The following is a 19,795-nucleotide window of genomic DNA, read 5'->3' as shown; positions in this document are numbered from 1 at the left end:
ATATCGCGGCCGACCATGCAGGTCACCAACTGATCGTGGCTCAGCGCGCTCATGTCCTCGAAGGTGCGCACGAAGCGCCCGTCCTTGAACACCGTGACCGCAGTGCAGATACGGAACACTTCTTCCATGCGGTGGGAGACATAGAGCACCACTTTGCCCTCATCGCGCAGGTGCGTGATGATTGCCATCAAGCGATCAATTTCGCGGGCGGACAGGCTGCTGGTCGGTTCATCGAAGGCAATCACATGGGCGCCGCGGGACAGCGCCTTGGCGATTTCCACCAGTTGGCGCTGGCCCAGGGACAGGCGCCCGAGCTTTTCCTGGGGATCGATTTCATCGGCCAGGCCCTTGAGGCACGCCAGCGCCTGCTGGCGCAGCACGCCGCGGTTGACCACGCCAAAACGCGACGGCAAATGCCCGAGGAACAGGTTCTCGGCCACGGTCATTTCCGGCACCAGGTGCAGCTCCTGATGGATCACCGCCACGCCGCTGGCAATGCTGTCGGCGGCGTTCTTGAAGGCCATGGTCTGCTCGCCGATCTGCACCGTGCCGCTGCTGGGAATATAGGCGCCGCCGAGGATCTTCAGCAGCGTCGATTTACCCGCACCGTTCTCGCCCATCAGGGCGTGCACTTGCCCCGGGTGCGCGGTGAAGCTGATGCCATCGAGCGCCTTGACCCCAGGGAAGGTTTTGCCGATACCGTCAAAACGCAGGGCCGCAGCGGTCATTTCCACAGCCCGATCTTGGTCAGTTCTTCCTGGAAATTGGCGCGGGTGATCAGGGTCACTTCGTCCATGGCGGTGTATTTGGCGGGCTCTTTACCGGTGGTGACCCACTCGTACATCGCCAGCGCGGTGTTGTAGCCCTCGATATGCGGGCTTGGCAGCATCGAGCCGAAGAAGCCGCTGTCGGCTTTCTTCAATTCGCCGATGGCGTCGGTGCCATTGATGCCGATGCCGATCACGTTGGCGGCCTTGAAGCCGGCGCTTTCAGTGGCACGTACGCCACCGAGCACGGTGTTGTCGTTCATGCCGCCGATGATCAGGTTTTTCGCGCCGCTGGGCAGCTTGACCAGGGCCGAGTTGGTGGCGTCCATGCTGCCGGGCACGTCGAGGGTTTTAAGCGCGGCGGTGAGGATATGGTCCTTGGGAATGCCGGCTTCTTCCAGAGATTTGATCGAGCCGTCGGTGCGTTTCTTGCCGGTGTCGAGTTCGTTGAAGGTGTTGATCACCGCGTAGGTGTCCTTCCAGTCCCAGCCGCGTTTTTTCGCTTCGGCGGCCATGGCGGCGCCCTGTTTCTGGCCCACTTCAAACGCGGCCATGCCCAGGTACGGCACGTCTTCCATGAAGTTGCCCTTGGCATCGACAAAGCGGTCGTCCACGGCCATCACTTTGAGGCCGTTGACCTTAGCCTTGGCGACAATTGCCGGGCCGAGGGACACATCCGGCGGGCAGATCACAAAGCCCTTGGCGCCGTTGGCGGCCAGGCTGTCGATGGCCGACAGGGTTTTCTCGCCATCCGGCACGGCGATCTTGATCACGGTGAAACCGTGTTCCTTGCCGGCTTTTTCGGCAAAGGCCCATTCGGTCTGGAACCAGGGTTCTTCGGCCTGTTTGACCAGGAAGCCGATCTTCACTTCTTCAGCGGCCAGCAACAGCCCGCTCAAGCTCATGGCCGAGACCGCCACAGCGGCGCAGCACAGGGAACGCAAACCACGACGACGATTCATACGGGTGACTCCTTGTTGTTGTTTTGTGTTTTTGTGTAGGAGCGAGCTTGCTCGCGAAAAACCTGAGAGCACCGCGTTCATCCAGGATGAACGCGTTATCGTTGACGTTTTTCGCGAGCAAGCTCGCGCCTACAGGGTTTATCCGGCAAAGCGAGTGCAAGGTTTTCCAGGGACATCAACTTCCAGGGCCAGCACTGCACCGTCCAGGGGGTGACCCAAGGGGCTCGCGGCGCTGGTGATATACAGGGTGGTGAGATCCGCTCCACCGAACACGCAACTGGTGGGACGGCTGACCGGCAGTTCGATGATGCGGTCCACCTCACCGTCAGGCGCCAGGCGCAGCAGGCAACTGCCGTCCCAGCGCGCATTCCAGATATAGCCTTCAGTGTCCATGGCCGAGCCGTCCGGCCCGCCGCGTTCGTGCGGGCCGAACCACACCTGTGCGGGTGCCAGCTGGCCATCGGCGTGGATCGAATGCTGATAGAGCGTGCCATCCAGGCTGTCGCCAAAGTGCACCTGGCTACCCTCCTCGTTCCACAGCAAGGTATTGGGAATGCCCAGCCCGCTGAGCAACGGCGTGACCGTCGCATCGGCATCGATGCGAAACAGCCCGCCGGAGCGTCGCGTGATCGGCAGGTCTTCACCCTGCTCGCCGATATTGTTCTGCATGGTGCCCAGCCACAGTCGGCCCTGTGCATCGCAGCGCGCTTCATTGCCACGGTTGCCCGCTTGCGGGTCGGCCACGCACAGCAGGGTCAAGGCTTCGGTGTTCAAGTCCAGCCGGTACACACCGCTGCTCAGGGTCACCAGTGCATCGCCGCTTTCACAGGGAATGAACGCCGAGACGTGCTCGGGTAATTGCCAGACCCGCAACTGCCCGCCCATCAGGCGCAGCGCCTGCCGGGCGGCGATATCCACCCAATAAAGGGCCTGGGACCGCACATCCCAGAACGGCCCTTCGCCCAACCGGGCACGGTGTGAGGTGACTGCGCTCAATGTCATGAAGCCTCCGGGTGACTTACAGCGATTCGCGAGACGGCGCGCCATCCACCAGCCGCTGGATACGCAGCGGATTGGCGTTCTTCAGCGCGTCGGGCAGCAAGCTGTCAGGGTAGTTCTGGAAGCACACCGGGCGCAGGAAACGATCGATGGCCAAGGTGCCGACCGAGGTGCCACGGGCATCCGAGGTGGCCGGGTACGGCCCGCCGTGCACCATCGAATCGCAGACTTCCACGCCGGTGGGGTATCCGTTGAGCAGGATGCGCCCGACTTTCTGCTCCAGCAGCGGCGTCAGTTCGGCGAACTGTTGCAGGTCGGCCGGCTCGCCAATGATCGTGGCCGTCAACTGCCCGTGCAGGCCGTGCAAGGCGGTGCTGAGCTGGGCCTGGTCGGCGACCTCGACGAACACCGTGGTGGGGCCGAAGACTTCTTCCTGCAGCACTTCGTCGCCGTCGATCAACAGGCGTACATCGGCTTTGAACAGTTGCGGCTGCGCCTGGTTGCCCGATTGCGCGTTGCCGGCCAGGTGTTCAATGCCAGGGTGGGACAGGAGTTTTTCCAGGCCCTTGCCGTAGCTGCCCAGGGTGCCGGCGTTGAGCATGGTCTGCGCCGGTTGCTCGCCGATCAGCTGCGCCACTTGTTGGGTGAATGCGCTGAATTCGGGCGAAGCGATGCCGATCACCAGGCCTGGGTTGGTGCAGAACTGACCGCAGCCTTGCACCACCGAAGCGGTCAGGTCGCGGGCCACGCTTTCGGCCCGTGCCTTGAGGGCCTGGGGCAATACAATCACCGGGTTGATGCTCGACATCTCGGCAAATACCGGGATCGGCTGCGGGCGGGCTGCGGCCATGTCGCACAGGGCACGGCCGCCCTTGAGCGAGCCGGTAAAGCCCACGGCCTGGATCGCCGGATGCTTGACCAGCGCTTCGCCGACGCCGCCACCGAAAATCATGTTGAATACACCGGCGGGCATCTCGGTCGCTTGCGCGGCGCGAATGATCGCATCGGCGACCTGTTCAGCCGTCGCCATATGGCCGCTGTGGGCCTTGAACACCACCGGGCAGCCTGCCGCCAACGCCGCCGCGGTATCGCCACCGGCCGTGGAAAATGCCAGGGGGAAGTTGCTGGCGCCGAACACGGCGACCGGGCCGAGGCCGATGCGGTATTGGCGCAGGTCCGGACGCGGCAGCGGCTGGCGATCCGGCAGTGCCTTGTCGATGCGCGCACCGTAGAAATCACCACGGCGCAACACGTTGGCGAACAGGCGCATCTGGCCGCTGGTGCGCCCACGCTCGCCCTTGATACGCGCAGCCGGCAAGGCGGTTTCGCGGCACACCAACTCAACGAAGTTATCGCTCAGGGCATCCAGTTCGTCGGCGATCGCATCCAGGAACTGCGCGCGCCGCGCCGCACTCAAGGCGCGGTAGGCTGGATACGCCTGGGCGGCGGCCCTGGCGGCGGCGTCGACTTCCTCCGGGGTGGCCTGATAGAAGTCCTGGGGCAAGGCCTGGCCTGTGGTCGCGTCGACGCTTTGCAGCTTGACGCTGCCGTTGGCGCTGCGCTGGCCGCCGATGTAGTTGTGGCCGAGGAACTGGGTCATGGGGCTCTCCTTTAAAGGGTGATGACATTGCCGGGTTCGAATACCGCGTCGCTGCTGCCGACGCTGTTGACCAGCGGCGCGCCGAACTCAGCCTGGCTGATCTCGAACACATCGCCGGCCTGGGTACGTATACCGTCGGCGAATGACAGTGTGGCGGTGCCGAAGAAGTGAATATGCACATCGCCGGGCTTGAGGAACTGGCGGTATTTGAAGTGGTGGTACTCGAGGTTTTCCAGGCTGTGGCACATATTGGCCTCGCCGCTGAGGAATTCGTTCCGCCAGATTTCCTCGCCGTTGCGCAGGATACGGCTGGTGCCCGCCAGGTGCTGGGGCAACTCGCCGACACGCACTTCCGGGCCATAGCTGCAACTGCGCAGTTTGGAATGGGCCAGGTACAGGTAGTTCTTGCGTTCCATGATGTGGTCGGAGAATTCGTTGCCCACCGCAAAGCCCACACGATAGGGCTTGCTGTCAGGGCCGATCACGTAGAGGCCGCCGATTTCCGGCTCTTCACCGGCATCTTCGGCAAACGGTGGTACCGGGAAGGCAGCGCCCGGGCGCACGACGGTGCTGCCGTCGCCCTTGTAGAACCACTCCGGTTGCACGCCCGCCTGGCCGGCCGCCGGCTTGCCGCCCTCCACGCCCCATTTGAAGATGCGCATGGTGTCGGTCAAGGCGGTCTCGTCGCCCGCCTGGTGCATCTTGTCCCGCGCCGAAGCGCTGCCCAGGTGGGTCAGGCCGGTGCCGCTGATGAGCATGTGTGCAGGGTCCGGATGATCCAGCGGCGGCAGGACCTTCAGGTCGGCCAGCAGGCTTGCATAGTCGTGGCTGTCGCCCAGGCCGAGGCTGTTCACCTGTTGTTCCAGGCCCACGCCCGCTTCGATGGCGGCCAGGGCCAACTCGCGCACGCTGCACGCGCTGCGCACCTCACGCAGTTGGCTGCCCTCGACGACGCCGACGCGGCGTTCGCCGTTGCTTGACTCGAACTGAACTAAACGCATGAATTTTCTCCCAGATTAAGGTCGTGTGGCGCCACGGGCGCTGGCGGCGAATTGGTCGACGGGCAGCACATGCTTGCGCTCCAGCACACGGTAGACCACGCCGGTCAAGACCAGCCCGAACACCATCACCGCCGACAGGAAGTACAGGCCCGAAGCCAGGTTGCCGGTGTATTCCTTGAGCGCACCGATCACGAACGGGCCGATGTACCCGCCGAGGTTGCCCACCGAGTTGATCAACGCAATACCCGCCGCCGCACTGGCGCCGGCGAAGAACCGCCCCGGCAAGGTCCAGAACACCGCGGTGCAGGAAAACATGGCGAATGCGGCCAGGCACAGCGCCGCCATCTGCAGCACGGGCGCACTCAGCCAGGCGCTTGAAAACAGGCCGATGGCGCCCAGTACATAGAGCACGGCGAGGTGGCCGTAACGGTCATTCAGGCGGTCGGAACTGCGCGGGATGATCAGCAGACCGATGATGCCGAAGAGGTAAGGCACGGCGGAGATGAAGCCGGTGGTGAGGTCACTGCCGCCGAACTGTTTGATCAAGGTCGGCAGCCACAGGCCAAGGCCGTAGATGCTCAGGGTCACCGGCAGGTAGAACAGCGCCAGCAGCAACACGCGCTTGTCTTTCAACGCATGCAACGGGTTGCCGTGACGGGTCTGGCCGTAGGCTTGCAGGTCTTTGTTCAACTCACCCGTGAGCCAGGCCTTTTCTTCCTCGCTCATCCACTTGACCTGCTTGGGGCCGTCCGGCAGGTAGCGCAGCACTGGCCAGGTCAGCAGGATCGCCGGGGTGCCGATCACGATAAACAGCCACTGCCAGCCGTGCAGGCCGAGCAGGCCATCCATGCCCAGCAGGCCGCCCGACACCGGGCCGGTGATCATCATGGCGATGGGTTGGGACAGAATGAACAGCCCGAGGATCTTGCCGCGATGGCGCACCGGGAACCATTGGGTGATGTAGTACAGCACGCCCGGGAAGAACCCCGCCTCGGCCGCGCCGAGCAGAAAGCGCATCACGTAGAAGCTGTGCGGCCCCTGCACAAAGGCCATGCCGATGGTGATGGTGCCCCAGGTGATCATGATGCGCGCAAACCAGCGCCGCGCGCCGAAGCGGTCGAGCATCAGGTTGCTGGGAATCTCGAACAGGAAGTAGCCAATGAAGAACAACCCGGCGCCCAGGCCATAGGCCGCATCGCCGATGCCGACGTCGGCGCCCATGTGCAGCTTGGCGAAGCCAACGGCGGAGCGGTCCACATAGGCAATCAGGTACAGCAGGATCAGGAAGGGAATCAGTTTCAGCGTGATGCGCCGAATAAGCCGCAGTTCCTGGCTCATGGGGGTCGATCTCCGATTGTTGTTTTTATAGAAGCTCGGGGGACGCCTCTCGCGAAAATCCGCCAGGGTCATACCTCAGTTGAGAAAGACTATATAGTAGGACTATTTACAAAACAACTCTTCCAAAGCTTGGTTTTTGCGCTTATGTTTAGCTACGGTTAGAACATATAGTCATACAATAAGAGAATCGATCATGTCTGATAAAAAGCCCGGCCTACGCTCCGCCCAGTGGTTTGGTACTGCCGACAAGAACGGCTTCATGTACCGCAGCTGGATGAAGAACCAGGGCATTGCCGACCATCAGTTCCATGGCAAGCCGATCATCGGCATCTGCAACACCTGGTCGGAGCTGACCCCGTGCAACGCGCATTTCCGCCAGATCGCCGAGCACGTCAAACGCGGCGTGATCGAAGCCGGTGGCTTTCCGGTGGAATTTCCGGTGTTCTCCAACGGCGAATCGAACCTGCGCCCTACCGCCATGCTCACGCGTAACCTGGCGAGCATGGATGTGGAAGAAGCGATTCGCGGCAACCCGATCGATGGCGTGGTGCTGCTGACCGGCTGCGACAAAACCACTCCGGCGCTGCTGATGGGCGCCGCCAGTTGTGATGTGCCGGCCATCGTCGTCACCGGCGGGCCGATGCTCAACGGCAAACACAAGGGCCAGGACATCGGCTCGGGCACGGTGGTGTGGCAGCTCAGCGAACAGGTCAAGGCCGGCACCATCACCCTGGATGATTTCCTTGCGGCCGAAGGCGGCATGTCGCGCTCGGCGGGTACCTGCAACACCATGGGCACCGCGTCGACCATGGCCTGCATGGCCGAAGCGCTGGGCACCTCCCTGCCGCACAACGCGGCGATTCCGGCGGTGGATGCGCGGCGTTATGTGCTGGCGCATATGTCCGGCATGCGCGCGGTGGAGATGGTGCGCGAAGATTTGAAACTGTCGAAGATTCTCACCAAAGAAGCGTTTGAAAACGCGATTCGCGTCAACGCGGCCATCGGCGGCTCGACCAACGCGGTGATTCACCTCAAAGCCATCGCCGGGCGCATCGGCGTCGAGCTCGACCTGGATGACTGGACGCGCATCGGCCGTGGCATGCCGACCATTGTCGATTTGCAGCCGTCGGGGCGCTTCCTGATGGAGGAGTTCTACTACGCCGGTGGCCTGCCCGCCGTGTTGCGCCGTCTCGGTGAAGCCAACCTGATCCCGCACCCGAATGCCTTGACCGTCAACGGCAAGTCGTTGGGCGAAAACACCAAGGACTCGCCGATCTACGGCCAGGATGAGGTGATCCGCACCCTCGACAACCCGATCCGCGCCGACGGCGGCATTTGCGTACTGCGCGGCAACCTGGCGCCACTCGGTGCGGTGCTCAAGCCATCGGCCGCCAGTGCCGAGCTGATGCAGCACCGTGGCCGCGCGGTGGTGTTCGAAAACTTCGACATGTACAAGGCACGCATCAACGACCCGGAGCTGGACGTGGACGCCAACTCGATCCTGGTCATGAAAAACTGCGGGCCCAAGGGTTACCCGGGCATGGCTGAAGTGGGCAACATGGGCCTGCCGGCCAAGTTGCTGGCCCAGGGCGTGACCGACATGGTGCGCATTTCCGATGCGCGCATGAGCGGCACGGCGTACGGCACGGTGGTGTTGCACGTGGCGCCGGAAGCGGCGGCCGGCGGGCCGTTGGCTGCGGTGAAGGAAGGCGACTGGATTGAGCTCGACTGCGCCAACGGCCGCCTGCACCTGGACATCCCCGACGCAGAGCTGGCAGCGCGCATGGCCGACCTGGCGCCACCTGAAAAACTCATCGTCGGCGGCTATCGCCAGCTGTACATCGACCATGTGCTGCAGGCTGACCAGGGCTGCGACTTCGACTTCCTGGTGGGTTGCCGAGGGGCTGAAGTCCCACGGCATTCCCACTAATTGGGATGCTATGATGCCGCGAATCTAAGTCAGAGCCTGCCCGTCGTTATGGATCACCAGCCGCCCAAGCCGCGCAAGAGCCAGCATGCCCAGATCGTTCAGGACCTGGGCATGCACATCGTTTCCGGCCGCTTCAAGCCCGAAGAACGTCTGCCCATGGAGGCCACGCTCTGCGAGGAATACAAGGTCAGCCGTTCGGTGCTCCGCGAGGCGACGCGGGTGCTCAGCGCCAAGGGCCTGGTGTATTCCAAGCCGCGCGTGGGCGCGGTGGTGCGGCCACGCTTGAAATGGCACCTGCTCGACCCGGACGTGCTGTCCTGGTTGATGCAGTCCACGCCCCACAGTGAATTTTTCAATACCCTGGCCGGGGTGCGGCGCATTCTCGAACCGGAAATCGCCGCCATGGCCGCGACCACCGCCACCGATGAAGACATCGCCATCATCGAACACGCCTACCAGGGCATGGAAACCGCCAAGACCCACGAAGAACTGTTGCAGGCCGACCTGGATTTTCACCGTGCGATTGCCGACGCCACGCGCAACGACCTGCTCGCCTATATGTGCAACATGCTGTCGCTGCCGTTGCGTGAATCGATCAACATCACCAACCGCCGCCCGGATATCCAGGGGTTGAGCCTGCCCCGGCACAAGGCGATTCTGACCGCGATAAAAAACCGTGACGCGCTGGGCGCACGGCATGCCTCGCTGGTGCAGTTGGATGACACCCGCGTGGCGCTGGATACGGTGATGAATGTGTTGACGCCGCTGTAACGCGTCCAGGGAATAAATGGAATCAAATGTGGGAGGGGGCTTGCCCCCGATGGCGGTGGGTCAGCGACAACAGAGCTGGCTGACATACCGCATCGGGGGCAAGCCCCCTCCCACATTTGGACTGTGTACAGCGTCAGAGGGTGTAGGCGATGCCCACCTGCACGGTGCGCGGCTCGCCCGGGTAGGCGTAGAAGTTCAGGAACGAGCCCTCTTCGTATTCACGGTTGAACAGGTTCTTCACATCCAGGTTGAGCCGCACGTTCTCGTTGACCTTGTAGTAACCGAGCAGGTCGACCACCGTGTAAGCGTCCATGGTGAAGGTGGAGTTGGCGGTCTGCCCGGCACGATCAGCCACGTATTTGCCACCGGCGCCAAGGCCCAGGCCCTTGAGTGCGCCATCCTGGAACTCGTACACGTTGAGCAGGCTGAAACTGTTGCGCGGGATGTTGGCCTGACGCGTTCCGGTACGCACCGTCGTGTCCTTGGTAACGGCGGCATCCACATAGGCATAGCCGCCGATCATCCGCCATTCAGGCGTCAGGTTGCCGGCCACGTTCAGGTCGAAACCACGGCTGCGCACCTCGCCGGTCGCGACCTTGAAATCGGCGTTGAGCGGGTCGACACCCTGGACGTTCTTCTTTTCGATCTGGTAGATCGCCGCGTCGACGCTCAGCTGTTTATCCAGCGCTTCCCATTTCACGCCCATCTCATAGGACTTGCCTTTCTCCGGCTCGAACCCGCCACCTTGACGGCTGGCACCGGTGTTCGGCTTGAAGGAGCGGGCGGCGTCGGCGTAGAGCGCGACGGTGTCGGTGAGGTCATACATCACGCCGACGCGCGGGGTGACGGCGTTGTCGGCTGCGTTCCAGGGTTTGACGCCCGACACGTAGGATTCGTACTGGTGCTCGAAGCGCTCAAGGCGTGCGCCGGCGAGGACTTTCAAACGCTCGGTCAGCGCCACCTGGTCCTGGACGAAGACCGCATAGGTCTTGAGGTTTTCTTTATCGTGGGTCGGCGTGCGGGTCAGCGCCGGACGTGGCTGGCCATAGACCGGGTTGAAGATATCGATTGGAAAAGTCCCCGCTGCAGCGCTGGAACGCTGGATGATCGACTTGTAATCGTAATCTTCGTATTCGATGCCTGTGAGCAAGGTGTGGTCGAGGCCACCGGTGGAGAAATGCCCGGTCAGGTTGAGCTGATAATCCTTGTCGGTCCATTCCAGCTTGCGGTAGTTGAAGTTGCGCTGCAGGGTGCGGCCGTCAGCGCCGAGGCTGCTCGCGTTATTGGCCTCCACGCCATCGCCCTTCATCGTGCCGTCCAGCCACTGGAACCCACCGCCCAGGGTCCAGTTGTCGTTGAGCAGATGCTCGAAGCGCAACTGGGCCGTGTTGTTATCGTTGTGCAGGTCACCGGCGTACTTTTCACCCCAGAAGGTGTCGCGCGACGGCGTGCCGCGCTGGTTGGCAAAGCGGGTCAGGCCGCGATCCAGCGGGTGGTTGTTGCGTATGAAGTCGCCTTCGAAGATCACCTTGGTCTCATCGGTCGCTTGCCAGGTCAGCACCGGGGCCACGCCGTAGCGTTCGGTGGAGACATGGTCGCGGAACGTATCGCCGCCCTCGCCCACCACATTCAGGCGATAGGCCAGGCGGCCTTCTTCATCCAGCGGGCCGGACGCATCCAGGGTGCCGCGCTTCATGCCTTGATCATCCAGTTGGCTGCCCAGTGTGACCGTGCGCTCGGCCAACGGCTGCTTGGACACCACGTTGAAGGTGCCGCCGGGATCGCCCCGGCCGTAGAGCATGGTCGCCGGGCCACGCAACACTTCAAGACGTTCGATCGTGTTGGCGTCGGGCATGGCCGGGTAGCCGCGGTTCACGGGGAAACCGTTGCGATAGAACTCTGCCGTGGTAAAACCGCGCACGGTGAAATTGGTGAGGCCCTGGCCGCCGAAGTTATTCGCCCGGCCCACCCCGCCCGCGTAATCGAGCGCATCTTGCAGACGGGTCGCACCGATGTCCTCGACCACGTCTTTGGAGACCACGGTGATGGACTGCGGTGTTTCATGGATGGATGTATCGGTACGCGTCGCACTGGCTGAACGTGTGGCGTGGTAGCCCTTGACCGGTCCTTGAGCCGTCTCGAAATCCGCCGTGCCGGTCACAGTGGTCGCCTGCAACTCAAGGCTGGTTTTTTCGGTGGGGGCACTATCTGCCCAACTGAACGGGGAAAACGCCTGCAGCACACAGATGGAAATCAGGGTACGACGCATGGATGTTGAACCTAGTGAATGAGCCAGATGGGGCGGCAAACCTGCCAAGAATTCGCCGCGCATCATATATCAATGCATTCTCGTTTGATATCCGTTCTCATTTGTTATTTTTCGTGTATCAGCTTTGTACGAAGTGGCGCGGATTGTCTGATGGATGAAAAACAAATGTGGGAGGGGGCTTGCCCCCGATGGCGGTGTATCAGTCAAAAATATTGAGACTGAGCCACTGCTACCGGGGGCAAGCCCCCTCCCACATTTAGATATGCGCAAAAACGCTTTTTACTGGCCTCAGCGATAGCGCTCCAACCAGTGCGCATAAGGCGCCGGCAGGGTCCAGGAGGCGTTATCCACGCCCAGTTCCTTGGCCGCAAAGTACGCCCAATGCGGATCCGCCAGGTGCGCACGGCCCACCGACACCAGGTCAAGTTGCCCGGCCTGCAGCGCGCCTTCGGCCAGTTGCGGCGTACCAAAGCCCCACGCCGACGTCACCGGAATACCCGCTTCGCGGCGCACACGCTCGGCGATCGGGCCCAGGAAGGCCGGGCCCCAAGGGATGTTGGTGTCGGGAATGGTGAACCCGACGCTGACGCTCAGCAGGTCCAGACCACCGGCCTTGAAACGGCGCGCCAATTCGATGGACTCGGTGAGGGTCTGCTCATCGCGACCGTCGTATTCGATCACACCGAAGCGTGCGGTAAGCGGCAGGTTTTCCGGCCAGACTTCGCGCACGGCGGCCAGGGTTTCCAGGAGGAAGCGGCTGCGGTTGTCGAAGCTGCCACCGTAGGCGTCGGTGCGCTGGTTGGTGTGTTCGGAAAAAAAGCTCTGGCCCAGGTAGCCATGGGCGAAGTGCAGTTCGATCCACTCAAAACCGGCATCACGGGCGCGACGGGCGGCGTCGACGAAATCCTGCCGGACCCGGGCGATATCGTCCAGGGTCATGGCACGCGGCACCTTGGGCAGGTTCTCGCCGAACGCAATCGCCGAAGGGGCGATGGTTTCCCAGCTACGGGCATCGGACGCAGGGATGTGGTCGTCGCCTTCCCATGGACGGTTGGCGCTGGCTTTGCGACCGGCGTGGGCGATCTGGATACCCGGTACGGAGCCCGCCGCCTTGATGGCCTTGACCATGGGCACGAATGCCTGGGCATGGGCATCGCTCCAGATACCGGCGCAGCCTGGGGTGATACGCCCCTCAGGCGAGACGGCGGTGGCCTCGACCACCAGCAGGCCGGCACCGCCGCGGGCCATGCTGGCCAGGTGCACGTGGTGCCAGTCATTGACCATGCCGTCGTCGGCCCTGTATTGGCACATCGGTGGGATGGCGATGCGATTGCGCAGGGTAACGTCTTTGAGTTTGAACGGTTCGAATAATGCGGACATCAGATACTCCGAGGGAAAGGTAGTTGATTCGATAGTTCGATGTTAATCGAACTATGGTGTTCAGTGCTACCCCCCTGTTATGATTCGCTCCATGCGCGCATTCAAACACCCTACCCTGCAAGAACTCACGCTGGAGCGTCTGCTTTACGCCCTCAGCGACCCCGTGCGCCTGGAAATCGTGCGCTGCCTGGCCGACGTGCCCGAAGCCACCTGTGGTGAACTGGACGGAGGGCGACCCAAATCCAGCGTGTCCCACCACTTCAGGGTATTGCGCGACGCCGGCCTGGTGAACACGCGCAATGTGGGCACCACCCACATGAACTCATTGCGCCGTGATGAACTCGAGGAGCGTTTCCCCGGGTTGCTGGCCAGCGTACTGGCCCAGCGCTGAATCACGCCGGCTGCGCTTCAGGCCGCGACGGGCCGCAGCGGCGCGCCATCGAGATGCACACAGTCCTTGCCATTGCGCTTGGCGCCATACAGGTTCTTGTCGGCGATCTTGAGTACCATCGACAGTTCGTCACCTGACGTAAAGCGCGCCATGCCGGCACTGCACGTATAGTTGTGCGGGGCCGCGACGCTGCAACGGATCGCCTGCAGCAAATCCAGCACAAACTCGCAGGCAAACGCCGGGTCATCGCCCTGCAACAGCACGCCGAACTCTTCCCCGCCGATCCTTCCAAAGCTGTAGCTGCCTTTGGCGTTTTTCAGGCAGAGCGCCATGGCGCGCAGAATCTTGTCCCCAACGTCGTGGCCATACCGGTCGTTCATCGCCTTGAAACTGTCGATATCGAGCATGATGAAATAGCCACCGTGGCCGCTGTCGAGCAGCTTTTCGAAGCTCTGCATGAACGCGCGCCGGTTGAGGATAGACGTCAGGTAATCGGTCTCGGCCAAGGCGCGAAACTCACTTTCCACCAGCAACACCGAACGCAGGTTCTTCAGGTACGAGTAACTGAGGATAAAACCGATCGACACCGACGAGGCGCAAAATATCAACAGATAGCCTTGGGTTGCGGCATACAGCTCGGCCTGCATGGGCGACCACAGGATGAGCCACACCGACAGCGCGCCGACCAGATAGTCCTGAACGCTGATAAACAGGATGGCGCTGCCGACCACCAGGGTGACCGCCAAAGGCAAGCCATAGATACGCAATTGCGGATTCAAGTGAATCACATAGGCAAACCCCACTGACAACAGCACGATGTAGGTCACCCCCAGAAAGCGCCACAGTAGAAAATTAGTCGTCAGCGAATGAACACGGCAAACAAGCAACAGGGCAAGGGTGACACTCAACATATACAGGTCCAACAGCGTTGCCTGCATCCAACCGATACCTGTCCAGGCAATGATGCCTATCCATTCGGCTTGCGTGACCGCAGGCGACAACAACCTGCGCATCCTGGGTCTTAACTTCAAGTGAGCCGGCATCCTTACGCTCCCATTTCAATAGCATGCAGGCCCACCGCAAATGAAAAGGCCATGAACCGCTTTACCAGGCTGACGAAGGGTGGCAGCACTTCCAGGCGGGTCTTGGAGTGCGCTTTGAAATAGCCCTTTTCAACGCCCTCCTGAACCATTCGGATAATGTGGGTCTTGGACACCGAAAGTTGCTTGGCCAAGGCAAGATAAGACGATGACCTGAACGTTGCCCGATCATTTTCCGGCGCAAAGGCGTCGTTATAAATGGCCAGCATCAACAGGTGCCCGGCGTCTCTTTTCACCAGCCAGTAACACTCGGGCAGCAATACATCGACCGTCAGGTCGGCGTCGAGAATGATGGCAAAGCCCCTGAAGTAGAGGGCCAGGAAGCCGCGATCATCCAGCTCGCGCATTTTCCGGAATATCGCCCGGTCAGGGTACAGCCGCGCCAACGACTCGGTAAGCGAGTTCAACATCAAGCGTGCTTCACGGCAGGCTTCATCCGAGGGCGCATACACTCGGAAACGACTGTCTTCCGGGTGCGGCGCCACCTCCATAAAGCCCAGCGCCCGTAATAACAGAAACATTGATTCCAGGCTGTTTTTTGAACAATACCTGCGCGTCACGCACAGGGTTTTAACTTCGGACAACAACGGTAACGGTGTGGCGAAGTACTCACTCAATAACGCAAACGACACCATCAGACGACTGTATTTAAGTGCACTCTTATAGAAAAACGGTCGTCTGGAATAGGGCACGAGCAGCACGTGGTAATGCGCTCTCAAGCACGATTCAAAATCCTTATGACGTTCGATTGCTTGCGCGGTACTCCACATAGCCGACTTCAACGAACTGACATGCATGAAAGAGCCCTGATCATCCAACTTGATTCCTGATCTCAGCTACGAAATCCCTGCAGCCCGGCCCCAAAACAAATCACGTGGTAAACCCTGCGGTTAATGGCTTTTTGCCTCGAACGCAATGTACAGCGATTGCTGCGCAAGACGTCATCAGTACCAAAGTTGTTCCAGTTTCCCCGGTGCCCCCTGCCATCGGCAGTTCGAAGACACTTCCTGTTACATCCACCCTGGCGTCGCGCTAAAACATCCAACCAGGTCTCGTTGGGCGAACCTTCATCCGCCTGCGGCGTCGTAACCTGGCATTGTCGCCAAACGCACGCGCGAGGTTCTCGTTTGAAAGCTGCCCTTCTCAAGAAATACCGCCTGATCATCAAGACCATGGGCTATGTGGGCTGGGCCCTGTTCTGGCTGTTGTTGTGGGATATCGCCGTCACGGTGGATTTCATGCTGTTCCTCAACTCCAAGATCAACTTGCCGCTGATGCCTCTGACCTTGCTGGGTTCGGCGCTGGTGGTGCTGATCAGCTTTCGTAACAGCAGCGCCTACAACCGCTGGTGGGAAGCGCGCACTTTATGGGGCTCGATGGTCAACAACTCGCGCAGCTTCGCGCGCCAGGTGCTGACCCTGCTGGACGACCCCGACAGCGAAGTGAACCCGATCAAATCGACCCTGCTGCGCCGTCATGTGGCCTATGTGAATTGCCTGGCCGCGCACCTCAAGGGCGAGCCCTGCCCGGAGGAAGTGCGCGCGTTCATCCCTGACGAGGAATTCGCGCGCAATGGCGCCACCAACAACTTCGCCAACGACATCCTGACCGGCTCGGCCGCCTTGCTCGCCCGGGAATACAAGGCCGGTCACCTGGACAGCATCCGCCTGGCGCGGCTGGAGTCGACCCTGGTGGACCTGTCCAATGCCCAGGGCGGCATGGAGCGCATCGCCAACACGCCGCTGCCCTACCCCTACGTGTATTTCCCCCGGCTGTTCATTTCGCTGTTCTGCCTGATCGTACCGGTGGGCCTGGTGGAATCCCTCGGCTGGTTCACCCCGTTGGCCTCTACGGTGGTGGGCTTCATGCTGCTGGCGATCGAACGCATCGGCACCGACCTGCAAAGCCCGTTTCGCTCCAGCGAACATCAGATCCAAATGGAAGCCATCTGCGAAACCATCGAGAAAAACCTGCAGTCCATGCGCCGTGACGCCCTGGCCGGCGATCAAATCGGCTGAGTCCCCGCCCTTCCCCCTCAAGTGCCGGCGCCCTCGGTCGATAAACCGAGGGTACGCATGGCCTCGGCCCCATAACAACGCATGCGACGCTTAGCGCGACCGTTTCCCCCTTGCCAAAACTATAAATACCCGCGGGTGAAGTCATGAATATCAAGCAGAAGCTGACATGGGCGTTTGCGGCCATCGCGTGCGTGCCGGTCATCCTGGTCGCCGTTATTGTGGTGTTGAATGTGCGCGAAGGCGCCCTTGCCAACTTTCTCGACAGCAGCGGTCGCGAGATCCGCCAGATCGACAATGGCATGAAGCAGTTTTTCGACGGCATCAGCCAGAACGTGGAATTCGTGGCCAAGGACCCGCGCGTTGTTGCGGCCAAGGACCTGAAAAGCTACGCCGGCGCGGATGGGGCGAAAATCCCCCTCACACCGACCAATATCGAGCTGCTGGCGATATTCGACCAGTTCGCCAAAAGCCATCCCAGCACCGCCTACCTGTCCCTGGGCCTGCGCGATGGCGGCTACGCCAGCTGGCCGGACGACACCAAGCTGAACAACTACGACCCACGCGTGCGCCCCTGGTACCAGGCCGGCGTCGCTGCCCCGGGCAAGACCGTGCGCACCGGTGCCTACTACTGGGCGCCGGACGATGTGGTGCTGATCGGTACCGTGCGCGCCGTCGCCGATGCCACGGGCAATATCCTCGGCGTGGTCGGCCTGGACGTGTCGCTCAAGCAACTCACTGAACTGGTACGCACCATCAAGCTGGGCGACAGCGGCTACTTGATGCTGGTGGAAGACAACGGCAACGTGCTGGTAGACCCCAGCGATGCCAAGCACAACTTCAAGCCCCTGGCCGACCTGGGCCCCAACTACGCCGAACTGGCCAAGGGCGGCGACGGCGTGACTCAGGTCGACATCGACGGCGTGGCCTACATGGCCAACGTGGTCAGCTCCAAAGACCTGGGCTGGCGCTTTATCGGCCTGATCAAGCGCGATGAAGTAATGGCCGGTGCCACCCGCCTGACCTGGTTGATCGCGGCCATCGCCGCGGTATTGGCCGTCGTGTTCGCCATTGTCGGCGCCAGTTTCGCCCGCGTGATCGTGCGCCCGATTAGCGGCGTGGCCGATGGCCTGCAGGAAATCGCCGAAGGTGAAGGCGACCTTACGCGCCAGCTCAAGGTGCAAGGCAAGGACGAAACCGCCATCCTCGCCGGCTGGTTCAACCAGTTCCTGGGCATGATTGCCCAACTGGTGCAACGCATCGGCAACGCGTCCTCGGACCTGCAAACCGCCGCCGCCGACACCAGCGAAGTGGCCAGTAACATGAACCAGGCCGCCGGTCGCCAACGCGAAGCGGTGGAACTGGTGAGCACCGCCTTCAACGAGATGGTGGCAACCGCCAATGAAGTGGCCCGTTCCTGCAGCGCCGCTGCGGTGAGTGCCGACGAAGGCTATCGCGACGTACACAACGGCCAGCAGCACATCGGCGAAGCCACCGGCAGCGTGCTCAAGCTCAGCGAAGACTTGCAGAAGTCGACCCAGACCATGCAGTTGCTGGAGCAGGACAGCCAGAACATCAACACCATCCTCGACACCATCCGTTCGATTGCCGAACAGACCAACCTGCTGGCGCTCAACGCCGCGATCGAGGCGGCCCGCGCCGGCGACCAGGGCCGTGGTTTCGCGGTAGTGGCCGACGAAGTCCGCGCCCTGGCTCGACGCACCGCCGACTCCACCGGCGAGATCGACAGCCTGCTGGGCAATCTTGCCCGCCGCACCCAGGAAGTCACCCAACAGATGCAAGGCAGCTTGCTGGTGTCGCACACCAGCGTGGAGCGTATCCAGCAAGCCCGCGACAGCTTCGAAAAGATCCGTGGCTCGGTGGACTCGATTCGCGACCAGAACACCCAGATCGCCACGGCCGCCGAAGAACAGCACCAGGTGGCCGAAGAGATCAACCGGCACATCGCGCAGATCCATGCCGATGCGCAGCTGGTTGAAGAGTTTGCGCATACGGCGCAGACCGGCTCGGGGCGTTTGACCGACATTTCCGGTCAGCTCAACGGTCTGGTGGGCCGCTTCAAGTTCTGACGTCCTCTCCCAAAGCAGGCGGTGAGCCCTTCACCGCCTGATCGCTGCACCCCTTCCCCCCTCAAGCACTGCCAGCGAGCAACTGTAGGAGCGAGCTTGCTCGCGAAAAACGTCAACGATAACGCGTGCTTCCTGAATGAACGCGGTGCCTGTGAGTTTTTCGCGAGCACGCTCGCTCCTACAGCTATTGCGCTTCTCGTATTATGGTATACCATCATACGCAGACCCTCACTTAGACGGAGCAGCCCATGAGTTTCGAAATCCGCAAGATCGTCAGTTATGTAGAAGAGACCTTTATCGAGGGCGGCAAAGCCTCCGACACGCCCGTGAAAATGGTCGGCCTGGCCGTGGTGCTGAAAAACCCCTGGCTGGGTCGGGGTTTCGTCGAAGACCTGAAGCCGGAAATTCGTGCCAACTGCTCCGACCTCGGCGCGCTGATGGTCGAGCGCCTGGTCGCCATCATCGGCGGCGCCGAGAACATCGAGGCCTACGGCAAAGCGGCCGTGGTGGGTGCCGATGGCGAGATCGAACACGCGAGCGCAATCATCCATACCCTGCGCTTCGGCAACCACTACCGTGAAGCGGTCAAGGCCAAGAGCTACTTGAGCTTCACCAACAAGCGCGGCGGCCCGGGCACCTCGATCCAGATTCCGATGATGCACAAGGACGACGAAGGCCTGCGCTCGCACTACATCACCCTGGAAATGCAGATCGAAGACGCGCCGCGCGCCGACGAAATCGTCGTCGTGCTGGGCTGCGCCGATGGCGGTCGCCTGCACCCACGGATCGGCAACCGTTACATCGACCTGGAAGAGCTGGCGGCTGAACAAGCCCAGTAAGCAACACCGGCCATGACAAAAAGCATGCAGGAGCGCTCCATGATTCGGCTCACCGCTGAACTCACCCCGGCCGGCACCAGTTACCTGGCGACCGGCCAAGGCCAGCCTGTGGTTTTGATCCACGGCGTGGGCCTGAACAAAGAAATGTGGGGCGGGCAAGTCGTTGGCCTGGCCACGAAATACCATGTGATCAGCTATGACATGCTCGGCCATGGCGCCAGCCCGCGCCCGGCCGCCGGCACGCCGTTGCTCGGCTATGCGGACCAGTTGCTGGAACTGCTCGACCACCTGCAAGTGCCCCAGGCCACGGTGATCGGGTTTTCCATGGGCGGCCTGGTCGCAC

The 19,795-nt window shown here is 61.8% G+C and carries 16 protein-coding genes and 2 pseudogenes; 8 read left to right on the top strand and 10 right to left on the bottom strand.

Annotation, left to right across the window (positions count from 1 at the left end):
- The 6 genes from BFP96_RS10365 to BFP96_RS10340 all read right to left on the bottom strand — a co-directional run.
- Positions 1–728 (bottom strand): ATP-binding cassette domain-containing protein (locus BFP96_RS10365; RefSeq protein ID WP_139113375.1); only part of this gene is annotated, 728 nt, incomplete at its 3' end.
- A complete protein-coding gene (locus tag BFP96_RS10360; protein ID WP_065883611.1) occupies positions 725–1,729 on the bottom strand; it encodes a substrate-binding domain-containing protein in 1,005 nt (334 codons plus the stop codon). The genes BFP96_RS10360 and BFP96_RS10365, both read right to left, overlap by 4 nt.
- Positions 1,730–1,867: 138 nt before the next feature.
- The gene (locus tag BFP96_RS10355) at positions 1,868–2,731 is read right to left on the bottom strand and encodes an SMP-30/gluconolactonase/LRE family protein (RefSeq protein ID WP_065936155.1); all 864 of its coding nucleotides are present in this window, start codon (positions 2,729–2,731) and stop codon (positions 1,868–1,870) included.
- A 16-nt stretch (positions 2,732–2,747) separates the two neighbouring features.
- On the bottom strand, positions 2,748–4,328 hold the full coding sequence (locus BFP96_RS10350; protein ID WP_065935321.1) for an aldehyde dehydrogenase (NADP(+)): 1,581 nt from the start codon (positions 4,326–4,328) through the stop codon (positions 2,748–2,750).
- Between the two features lie 11 nt (positions 4,329–4,339).
- Entirely contained in the window at positions 4,340–5,329 is a 990-nt protein-coding gene (araD1, locus tag BFP96_RS10345) for an AraD1 family protein (RefSeq protein WP_065892031.1), read from the bottom strand.
- A gap of 15 nt (positions 5,330–5,344) precedes the next feature.
- Positions 5,345–6,667, bottom strand: coding sequence for an MFS transporter (locus tag BFP96_RS10340; RefSeq protein ID WP_065936154.1), 1,323 nt, complete (start codon positions 6,665–6,667; stop codon positions 5,345–5,347).
- Between the two features lie 193 nt (positions 6,668–6,860).
- Between BFP96_RS10340 and BFP96_RS10335 the strand changes: the two genes are divergently transcribed.
- Positions 6,861–8,597 (top strand): IlvD/Edd family dehydratase, encoded by a 1,737-nt coding sequence (locus BFP96_RS10335; protein ID WP_003173349.1) that lies wholly within the window; start codon positions 6,861–6,863, stop codon positions 8,595–8,597.
- A gap of 48 nt (positions 8,598–8,645) precedes the next feature.
- Positions 8,646–9,368, top strand: a complete 723-nt coding sequence (locus BFP96_RS10330; protein WP_065892027.1) for a FadR/GntR family transcriptional regulator — start codon at positions 8,646–8,648, stop codon at positions 9,366–9,368.
- 133 nt (positions 9,369–9,501) lie between these two features.
- On the opposite strand, the gene BFP96_RS10325 is transcribed toward BFP96_RS10330, so the two are convergent.
- Positions 9,502–11,637: a TonB-dependent siderophore receptor gene (locus tag BFP96_RS10325; protein ID WP_065936153.1), complete on the bottom strand. Its 2,136-nt coding sequence runs from the start codon at positions 11,635–11,637 to the stop codon at positions 9,502–9,504.
- A gap of 288 nt (positions 11,638–11,925) precedes the next feature.
- Positions 11,926–13,017 (bottom strand): NADH:flavin oxidoreductase/NADH oxidase, encoded by a 1,092-nt coding sequence (locus BFP96_RS10320; protein ID WP_065936152.1) that lies wholly within the window; start codon positions 13,015–13,017, stop codon positions 11,926–11,928.
- 91 nt (positions 13,018–13,108) lie between these two features.
- Between BFP96_RS10320 and BFP96_RS10315 the strand changes: the two genes are divergently transcribed.
- Complete coding sequence (locus BFP96_RS10315; protein ID WP_065883595.1) at positions 13,109–13,408, top strand: ArsR/SmtB family transcription factor; 300 nt, start codon at positions 13,109–13,111, stop codon at positions 13,406–13,408.
- A 17-nt stretch (positions 13,409–13,425) separates the two neighbouring features.
- On the opposite strand, the gene BFP96_RS10310 is transcribed toward BFP96_RS10315, so the two are convergent.
- Positions 13,426–14,451 carry a GGDEF domain-containing protein gene (locus BFP96_RS10310; protein WP_065936151.1) on the bottom strand — a complete coding sequence of 342 codons (1,026 nt, stop codon included), beginning with the start codon at positions 14,449–14,451 and terminating at the stop codon, positions 13,426–13,428.
- A gap of 2 nt (positions 14,452–14,453) precedes the next feature.
- Positions 14,454–15,305 (bottom strand): hypothetical protein, encoded by an 852-nt coding sequence (locus tag BFP96_RS10305; RefSeq protein WP_170875999.1) that lies wholly within the window; start codon positions 15,303–15,305, stop codon positions 14,454–14,456.
- Positions 15,306–15,635: 330 nt separating this feature from the next.
- Between BFP96_RS10305 and BFP96_RS10300 the strand changes: the two genes are divergently transcribed.
- The 5 genes and pseudogenes from BFP96_RS10300 to BFP96_RS10285 all read left to right on the top strand — a co-directional run.
- Positions 15,636–16,526, top strand: coding sequence for a bestrophin family protein (locus tag BFP96_RS10300; RefSeq protein ID WP_057721971.1), 891 nt, complete (start codon positions 15,636–15,638; stop codon positions 16,524–16,526).
- A gap of 143 nt (positions 16,527–16,669) precedes the next feature.
- Positions 16,670–17,752: pseudogene (locus BFP96_RS31770) on the top strand (cache domain-containing protein); the annotation flags it as partial.
- A 345-nt stretch (positions 17,753–18,097) separates the two neighbouring features.
- Positions 18,098–18,613 (top strand): annotated as a pseudogene (locus BFP96_RS31765) (methyl-accepting chemotaxis protein); the annotation flags it as partial.
- A 248-nt stretch (positions 18,614–18,861) separates the two neighbouring features.
- Complete coding sequence (locus tag BFP96_RS10290) at positions 18,862–19,452, top strand: amino acid synthesis family protein (protein ID WP_065883587.1); 591 nt, start codon at positions 18,862–18,864, stop codon at positions 19,450–19,452.
- A 39-nt stretch (positions 19,453–19,491) separates the two neighbouring features.
- A partial coding sequence (locus BFP96_RS10285) for an alpha/beta fold hydrolase (RefSeq protein ID WP_139113383.1) occupies positions 19,492–19,795 on the top strand: 304 nt, incomplete at its 3' end.

It is taken from the genome of Pseudomonas sp. 34 E 7 (assembly GCF_900005715.1).
Lineage (GTDB): Bacteria > Pseudomonadota > Gammaproteobacteria > Pseudomonadales > Pseudomonadaceae > Aquipseudomonas > Aquipseudomonas orientalis_A.
Note: the sequence above shows the minus strand (reverse complement) of the source record. Positions and strands in the feature narration are given on the sequence as shown.